The sequence below is a fragment of the Castellaniella sp. genome (assembly GCF_004321985.1).
GTDB lineage: Bacteria > Pseudomonadota > Gammaproteobacteria > Burkholderiales > Burkholderiaceae_B > Castellaniella.
Window position 1 is genome coordinate 1 of the sequence record NZ_SCQN01000032.1, and the last position, 8,236, is coordinate 8,236.

Genomic DNA, 8,236 nt, shown 5'->3' on the forward strand with positions numbered 1-8,236 from the left:
GAAAACAACAACAACATCACCTTCGCTGATGTGGCGGGTTGCGACGAAGCTAAGGAAGACGTCCAGGAACTGGTCGATTTCCTGAAGGACCCCACCAAATTCCAGCGTCTTGGCGGGCGCATTCCCCGCGGCGTGCTGATGGTAGGCCCCCCGGGGACCGGGAAGACGCTGTTGGCCAAGGCCATCGCGGGCGAAGCCAAGGTCCCGTTCTTCAGTATTTCGGGGTCCGATTTCGTGGAAATGTTCGTGGGTGTGGGCGCGGCCCGCGTGCGCGACATGTTCGAGAACGCGAAGAAGCAGTCTCCCTGCATCATTTTCATCGATGAAATCGACGCCGTGGGTCGCCAACGCGGGGCCGGATTGGGTGGCGGCAATGATGAACGCGAACAGACGCTGAACCAGCTGCTGGTCGAGATGGACGGCTTTGAGACCGGACAGGGTGTGCTGGTGGTTGCAGCCACCAACCGGCCCGATGTATTGGATCCGGCGCTGCTGCGTCCGGGGCGCTTCGACCGTCAGGTCGTGGTGTCGCTTCCCGACATCCGGGGCCGTGAACAGATCCTGAAGGTCCACATGCGCAAGGTCCCGATCGCGCAGGACGTGGATCCCAGCGTGCTGGCGCGCGGGACGCCGGGCTTTTCGGGGGCCGATCTGGCCAACCTCATCAATGAGGCCGCACTGTTCGCCGCGCGCCGAAATGGCCGTACCGTGGGGATGGCCGACCTGGAAAAAGCCAAGGACAAGATCATCATGGGTGCTGAACGGCACTCGATGATCATGCCCGAGGAAGAGCGCCGCAACACCGCCTATCACGAATCTGGTCATGCCCTGGTGGCCAAGCTCCTGCCCAAGACGGACCCGGTTCACAAGGTCACCATCATTCCGCGCGGCCGGGCGCTGGGCGTGACTATGCAGCTGCCGGAGAACGATCGCTACAGCATGGACAAGGAACGTCTCCTGGATACGATCGCCGTGCTGTTCGGCGGCCGTATTGCCGAAGAGGTTTTCATGCATCAGATGACGACTGGCGCGTCCAATGACTTCGAGCGTGCAACCGCCATCGCGCGCGACATCGTCACGCGCTACGGCATGACGGATTCGCTGGGGCCGGTGGTCTACGCCGAAAATGAAGGTGAGGTCTTCCTGGGCCGCAGCGTGACCAAAACCACGCATGTTTCTGAGGCCACCATGCAGAAGGTCGATGCGGAGATCCGCCGGATCATCGACGAGCAGTATTCCGTGGCTCGCAACCTCATTGAATCCAACCAGGAAAAAATGCATGCCATGGCGCATGCGCTGCTGGAATGGGAAACCATTGACGCCGATCAGATCGACGACATCATGGCGGGTCGGCCTCCGCGTGCGCCCAAGCCCACATCCGTCACGGGCAACGACACGCACAATCCGCCCTCTGCCGGGCAGCCCGCAGCCAGCAATGACCAGGGGCCAGCAACGACACCGGTCTGATCCGGCGTCTACCGTATATGCCTGATCATCTTCAGTTCGGGCGCTTCCGCTTGTCCCTGGAGCGCCCTCTCGTGATGGGGATCGTGAACGTCACGCCCGACTCCTTTTCGGACGGGGGCGCGCACTTCACGCCCCAGGCAGCGGTCGCTCACGCTTATTCCCTGATTGAAGACGGTGCCGATATCCTGGATATCGGCGGTGAGTCCACGCGTCCCGGTGCGGCAGCTGTTCCTGCCGCCGACGAGCTGCAGCGGGTTCTGCCGGTGATCGAGGCACTGCGTGATTGCGGGGTTCCTCTGTCGGTCGATACCTGCAAGCCAGAGGTCATGCGGGGGGTCCTGCGGTCTGGCGCCGACATGATCAACGATATCCGCGGCTTTGATTCGGAATTGTCGGTGCAGGCCGTGGTTGCGTCGGACTGCGCACTTTGCCTGATGCACATGCAGGGTGAGCCGCGTACCATGCAACAGCATCCGTCCTATGACGACGTGGTGCGTGAGGTCCATGATTATCTGTCGGCCGGCGCTCGTCGGCTGCAGGAAGCCGGGGTATCGGCCGATCGTATCGTGCTCGATCCTGGGTTCGGATTCGGCAAGTCGGTGGCGCACAATTACACATTGCTGCGTGAGCTGACGGCAGTCATGGGATCGGATTTTCCTTGTTTGGTTGGGGTTTCGCGCAAATCCATGATTGGCGCAGTCACCGGGCGCCCGGCCGGGCAGCGGCTGGGCGGCAGCGTTGCGGCCGCGCTGGCGGCGGCCGCGCGCGGCGCTCATATTTTGCGTGTCCACGACGTGGCCGATACGGTATCGGCCCTTCAGGTCTGGGCAGCGGTTGAACAAGGAGTCCGTGCATGAGTGCACGTAAATATTTCGGGACCGACGGCGTGCGGGGTATCGTGGGCGGCGACCGCATCAATGCGGAGTTTGCCTTGCGGCTGGGCTATGCCGCCGGGCGGGTGCTGGCGCGAGACAACCCCAGCGGGGGGCGCCCCACAGTGGTGATCGGCAAGGACACGCGGATCTCTGGCTATATGCTGGAATCGGCGCTGGAGGCCGGCCTGTCTGCAGCAGGTGTCGATGTGATGCTGGCCGGGCCGCTTCCGACCCCGGCTGTGGCCTATTTGACACGCGCCTGGCGCCTGGCGGCAGGGGTGGTCATCAGCGCGTCACACAATCCTTATTATGATAACGGCATCAAGTTCTTTTCTGCGGCGGGTGTCAAGTTGCCGGATGCTACTGAGGCTGCCATCGAGACGATGCTCGACGAACCCTTAGGCTGCGCGGATTCCGCCGGGCTGGGGCGCGCGCGCCGCATCAACGATGCGCCAGGTCGTTATATCGAATTTTGCAAGAGCACGTTTCCCAATGAACTGGATCTGCAGGGCCTGAAACTGGTGGTGGATGCGGCCAACGGTGCCGCCTACCATATCGCGCCGCACGTTTTCCGGGAATTGGGGGCTGAGGTTTCTGTGATTGGTTGTGAGCCTGACGGTTTCAACATCAACGAACAAGTGGGAGCCACGCACCCGGAGGCGCTGGTGGCGGCCGTTACGCGCTTAGGCGCTGACTACGGTGTGGCACTGGATGGTGATGCCGACCGGTTGCAGATGGTGGACGCGAGCGGACGACTCTACAACGGTGATGAACTGCTCTATGCCATTGTGCGCGATCGGGCCCGCACACAGCCCATCCAGGGCGTGGTCGGAACCCTCATGACGAACTTTGGCCTGGAACGCCGGTTGGGTGAACTGGGGATTGCCTTCGAGCGCGCTCAAGTAGGTGACCGCTATGTCCTGGAAAAACTGCAGGAGCATGGCTGGCTCTTTGGTGGAGAGAGCTCCGGCCATCTGCTGTGTCTGGATCGTCATACGACGGGTGACGGGATTGTGGCGGCGCTGCAGGTTTTTGCCGCCATGCGGCATGCCGGCCAGACCTCGCTGGCGGCGCTGGTGGCCGATCTGAAGATGTATGCGCAGAGGATGGTCAACGTCCCGCTGGCTCCGGGGCTGGATTGGCGTACCCATGCCGGTCTCCAGCGGGCGGCTGAAACCGTCCGAGGCAATCTGGGGGATCGTGGCCGGGTGCTGATCCGTGCCTCTGGCACTGAACCCAAGCTGCGCCTGATGGTCGAGGCCGATGACGAGGCACTGGCCGAGGAGGGTGTGCGTCAGCTCGTCGCAGTCAAGCTGGGCTGAATGGCATTCTGCCGATGAACCTGGCACCTCTACGGGGCGCCATTATTCTTGAGGACCGACGATGCTCTCTCAGGAATTGGATCTGCCTGTGGCGCCAACGCGCCACATGGAATGGGCTGGCCTGGAAGCGAGCGGACTGACGCTCAGCCTGGCCCATACGCCGGATGAGCTGGCCGCCCTTCAGCGCCTGCGCTTTCGGGTGTTCACCGAGGACATGGGAGCTTACTTCCCCGAGGCCGAAGGCGATCGCGATGTGGACTGCTTCGACGCCTGGTGCATTCATTTCATGGTGCGAGAGGCCGGCTCCGATCAGGTCGTCGGTACCTATCGGCTGCTGACGCCGGAGGCGGCTGTTCAGGTGGGCCGCTATTATTCGGATGCCGAGTTCGATCTGAAGCCGTTGGCTCCGTTGCGTTCTCGGATGGTGGAGGTCGGGCGTTCCTGTATCGACGCCGGCTTTCGTCACGGGACGGCCATCATGTTGTTGTGGTCGGGGCTGGCCCAGGTCATGATGCGGGGGGACTACCGCTATATGCTGGGTTGCGCCAGCGTCAGTCTTCGGGACGGTGGCGAGACGGCTTCTGAGGTCTGGCGCCAGGCTCAGTCGCTCATGGCGCAGCGCCCGTCGGTACCGCGCATTCGGCCGCTGCATCCCTATCCGCTGGACCGCTTGAACAGCAGTCGTCCGGTGCGCCTGCCACCGCTCATCAAAGGCTATCTGAAGCTGGGTTGCACGATTTGCGGTGCGCCAGCCTGGGATCCCGACTTCAACACGGCGGATTTTCCCATCCTGCTGGACCTGGAGTGGCTGGACAGCCGCTACCGACGGCACTTTGGCATGGAATGACTACTGAGCCACCGTCGCCTGCGCCGTGGCTCATGTTGTGTAGTCAATCTCGTTGAGCGTCAGCGTAAAGCCGGCCATGCGCCAGATTCCGATTTCCGCCTCTAACGAGAATTCGCTCAGTGGATGGGCTGCGAGCCATGCCGGCGCGATGCTCAGTGCAATGGTCCGCGCCTGGACCCGCAGGGTGATGGGCTGCACGGCTAGCGGTTCACGTCGGCGCAGCAGCAGAACGGCCAGCCGCAAACAGCACAGCGCCAGCCAGTGTGGGCGGTCCGTTGTGTAGCCGCGAAGCTTGTGGAGTCTGCCCTGCTGGCCTCTGGCCAGGAAGCCCAGGTGCATCTGGTCGTCGCGCGAGAATCCCGGGAGGTCCGCATGCTCCAGGATGTACGCGCTGTGCTTGTGATAATCGTTGCGTGCGATGGACAGCCCGACTTCGTGCAGCTGGGCCGCCCATCCCAGGGTGCGGCGCAGGTCCTGGGCTGCCGATCCCGGCGGCAGATCCAGCTGATCGAACAGCGCCAGCGCTGTCGCACGCACCTGGTCTGCCTGTTCGCCGTCAATGTGGTAGCGCGCCATGGCCTGGCGCACTGTGTCATCGCGCTGGTCGTGGTGCGAATCCCTCCCCAGCAGGTCGTGCAGCACGCCTACGCGCAGGGCGCCGTCCCCGGCCCCCATGTGATCGATACCCAGTTCCTGGAATGCCGCCATCATGATGGCCAGACCGCCCGCGAGCACTGATGCGCGTTCCTCTTTCAGCCCCGCCCAGTCCCGCAGGCGAACCTCGCCGATCTCGACCAGCGCCGCCGCCAGACGCTCCATCCCCGCCGCCGTGATGTCGTGCGGGCTCAAGTGATTTTCGGTCAGGATTGCCAGCAGGCCCTTGGCTGTGCCTGAGGATCCGTAGGCCTTGTCCCACCCAGTGCGGCGGTAGCGGCGTGCAATGGTCTGGACTGCCTCCCGGGCGGCGAGTGTCGCCTGCTTCAGGCGTGCGGCGGTAATTCGACCCTGGGGGAAGAAGCGTCTCGTCCAGGACGTGCATCCAAGTTCCAGCGAGGCCAGCTCCAGCGGCGTCGCACCACGGCCGATGATGAATTCGGTCGAACCACCACCGATGTCGATCACCAGGCGGCGGCGGTCTGAAGGCGGCAGGGTCTGGGTGACGCCCAGGTAGATCAGGCGCGCTTCTTCTTGGCCCGAGATGACCTCGATGGGAAAGCCCAGCGCCTGTTCGGCCCTGGGCAGGATTTCGGCCGCATTGCGCGCGACCCGAAAGGTATTGGTGGCCACCGCCCGCACGTTGGCGGGAGAGAAGCCTTGCAGTCGTTCGCCGAACCGCCGCAGGGCCGCCAGGGCCTGCTCGATGGTGGCATCGTTGATGCGCTTGTGCTCGTCCAGCCCGCTGGCCATGGCGACCAGCTCGCGCATCTTGTCTTCGGCGTAGATCTGGATAGCGTCGCCATGGCGCACGACGCGACCGACCGAAAGGCGGAAGGTGTTGGAACCCAGGTCGATCGAGGCCAACCGGTCGTCCATGTCGCTTACCCGAGAATGTCGCACTGTGCGATTATAGTGTTTGAGTCAGCCTGGGACTGTGGGGTGTGAATGAGAGAGACTGTCGAGACGCCGGTTCTGCTCAACCGTGAGCTGTCGGTCCTGAAGTTCAACGAGCGGGTACTGTCCATGGCCGAGCGCCTGGACGTACCGGTGCTCGAGCGGCTGCGGTATCTCTGCATCGTGGGGTCAAACCTGGACGAATTCTTCGAGATCCGCATAGCGAGCCTGAAGGAGCAGCAACGCCAGACTCCGGATCTGCGCGGGGTCGACGGGCTGACTCCCGGCGAGGCGTTCGATCGGGTGCAGCGCGCCGCGCACACCCTGGTGGATCGGCAGAATCGGCTGCTGACGGGTGAAGTCATGCCCAAGCTCATGGAGCATGGCGTGGGCCTGGTGTACTCCACAGGCTGGACCGACCTGCAGCGCGAATGGGCCTATGGCATGTTCCGCCGCGACGTGATGCCGCTGCTCACTCCGATCGGGCTAGACCCCGCCCACCCCTTTCCGCGCGTCTACAACAAGAGCCTGAATTTCATCGTGTCGCTCAGCGGCGAAGATGCGTTCGGCCGGGAAGGTCACATCGCCATCGTGCAGGCGCCGCGGGCGTTGCCGCGGATGATCAAGATTCCGTCGGAGATTTCCGGAATACCCGACGGTTTTATGCTGCTGACCACGCTCATCAATGCGTTCGTGGGCGACTTGTTTCCGGGCATGGACGTGCAAGGTTGTTATCAGTGGCGGGTGACGCGCAACAGCGATCTGTTCGTGGATGAGGAAGAAATCACCAATCTGCGCCAGGCGCTGCAGGGCGAACTGTCTCAGCGCAATTTCGGCGCCTCCGTACGGCTGGAAATCGCCCACGCCATGCCGCCCGACCTGGAATTGTTTCTGCAGCGCGAATTCGGCTTGGCGGCAGCCGATACCTACCGGGTCAATGGGCCAGTGAATTTGAGCCGCCTCATGCAGCTTTGCAACCAGGTCAGTCGCCCAGATCTGGAATATCCCGTCTTCCGGCCGCGCATACCGCCGCCTTTCGACCGCAACATGGAGCGTCCTGAAGACCTGTTCGCAGCCCTCTCGGAACGCGATCAGCTGCTGCATCACCCCTATCAGTCGTTTCAGCCGGTACTGATGTTTTTGCGCAGTGCCGCTCTGGATCCACAGGTAGTGGCTATCAAGCAGACCATTTACCGGACTGGAGAGGATTCGGAACTTATGGGGCTGCTGCTTTCGGCCGCCCGCGCGGGCAAAGAAGTCACCGTTGTGGTCGAACTGATGGCGCGGTTCGACGAGCAGACCAACATCAACTGGGCGGCCCGGCTCGAAGAAGTCGGCGCCCATGTCAGCTATGGCGTGGTGGGGCACAAGACCCATGCCAAGATGGCGCTGGTGTTGCGCCGCGAAGACGGGCGCATCCGCCGCTACGGACACCTGGGAACGGGCAACTACCATCCGCGCACGGCGCGTCTGTACACCGACTTTGGGCTGCTGACAGCCAACCAGCAGATCTGCGAAGACATGGATCAGGTGTTCTCGCTGCTCACAGGCCTGGGCGCGCGGCGTGACCTGAAGCTGCTTCTACAGTCGCCGTTCACCCTGCACGAGACCATTCTCAACCTCATTCATGCCGAGACCGAATTCGCACGGGCCGGCAAGCGGGCGCGCATCCGGGCAAAGATGAATTCCCTGCTGGAGCCGACTGTGATCCAGGCGCTCTACGAAGCCAGTCAGGCCGGCGTGCGGATCGACCTGATCGTGCGCGGGGCCTGCGCGCTGCAGGCGGGAGTCCCAGGGCTGTCCGAACGCATCAGCGTACGCTCCATCATTGGCCGCTTTTTGGAGCATTCGAGGGTGTTCTACTTTTATCAGGACGGTGCCGAGCCGCTGTATCTGTCGTCGGCCGACTGGATGGACCGTAATTTCCTGCGCCGGGTGGAACTCGCCTTTCCGGTGCTGGACAAGACGCTGCGCCGCCGTGTCATCGACGAGGCCTTCACATTCGCGTGGCGCGACAATCAGCTCGCCTGGGCGGCCCAGCCTGACGGTCGCTACTTGCGTGTGCGCAATCGCCGCGCCCCATTGAACCTGCACCAACACCTGATGGCGAGACTTGGATAATTCAGGCGACAGACAGCCCCTGCGGGCTGTCTGTCGCCTGAATTATCGGAGCG

6 protein-coding genes are annotated in these 8,236 nt (G+C 63.0%); 5 read left to right on the forward strand and 1 reads right to left on the reverse strand.

What is annotated here, in order from left to right:
- The 4 genes from ftsH to EPN31_RS06550 all read left to right on the forward strand — a co-directional run.
- On the forward strand, positions 1-1,467 hold a 1,467-nt coding region (gene ftsH / locus EPN31_RS06535; protein WP_291770922.1), incomplete at its 5' end, for an ATP-dependent zinc metalloprotease FtsH.
- A gap of 17 nt (positions 1,468-1,484) precedes the next feature.
- Complete coding sequence (gene folP / locus EPN31_RS06540) at positions 1,485-2,324, forward strand: dihydropteroate synthase (RefSeq protein WP_291770924.1); 840 nt, start codon at positions 1,485-1,487, stop codon at positions 2,322-2,324.
- On the forward strand, positions 2,321-3,664 hold the full coding sequence (gene glmM, locus EPN31_RS06545; RefSeq protein WP_291770926.1) for a phosphoglucosamine mutase: 1,344 nt from the start codon (positions 2,321-2,323) through the stop codon (positions 3,662-3,664). The genes folP and glmM overlap by 4 nt, the downstream gene beginning before the upstream one ends.
- A gap of 106 nt (positions 3,665-3,770) precedes the next feature.
- On the forward strand, positions 3,771-4,511 hold the full coding sequence (locus EPN31_RS06550; protein WP_291770931.1) for a GNAT family N-acyltransferase: 741 nt from the start codon (positions 3,771-3,773) through the stop codon (positions 4,509-4,511).
- A gap of 30 nt (positions 4,512-4,541) precedes the next feature.
- On the opposite strand, the gene EPN31_RS06555 is transcribed toward EPN31_RS06550, so the two are convergent.
- Complete coding sequence (locus EPN31_RS06555; protein WP_291770928.1) at positions 4,542-6,044, reverse strand: Ppx/GppA phosphatase family protein; 1,503 nt, start codon at positions 6,042-6,044, stop codon at positions 4,542-4,544.
- 69 nt (positions 6,045-6,113) lie between these two features.
- On the opposite strand from EPN31_RS06555, the gene ppk1 reads away from it, so the two are divergent.
- Entirely contained in the window at positions 6,114-8,183 is a 2,070-nt protein-coding gene (gene ppk1 / locus EPN31_RS06560) for a polyphosphate kinase 1 (protein WP_291770930.1), read from the forward strand.
- The last annotated feature ends 53 nt before the right edge of the window (positions 8,184-8,236 follow it).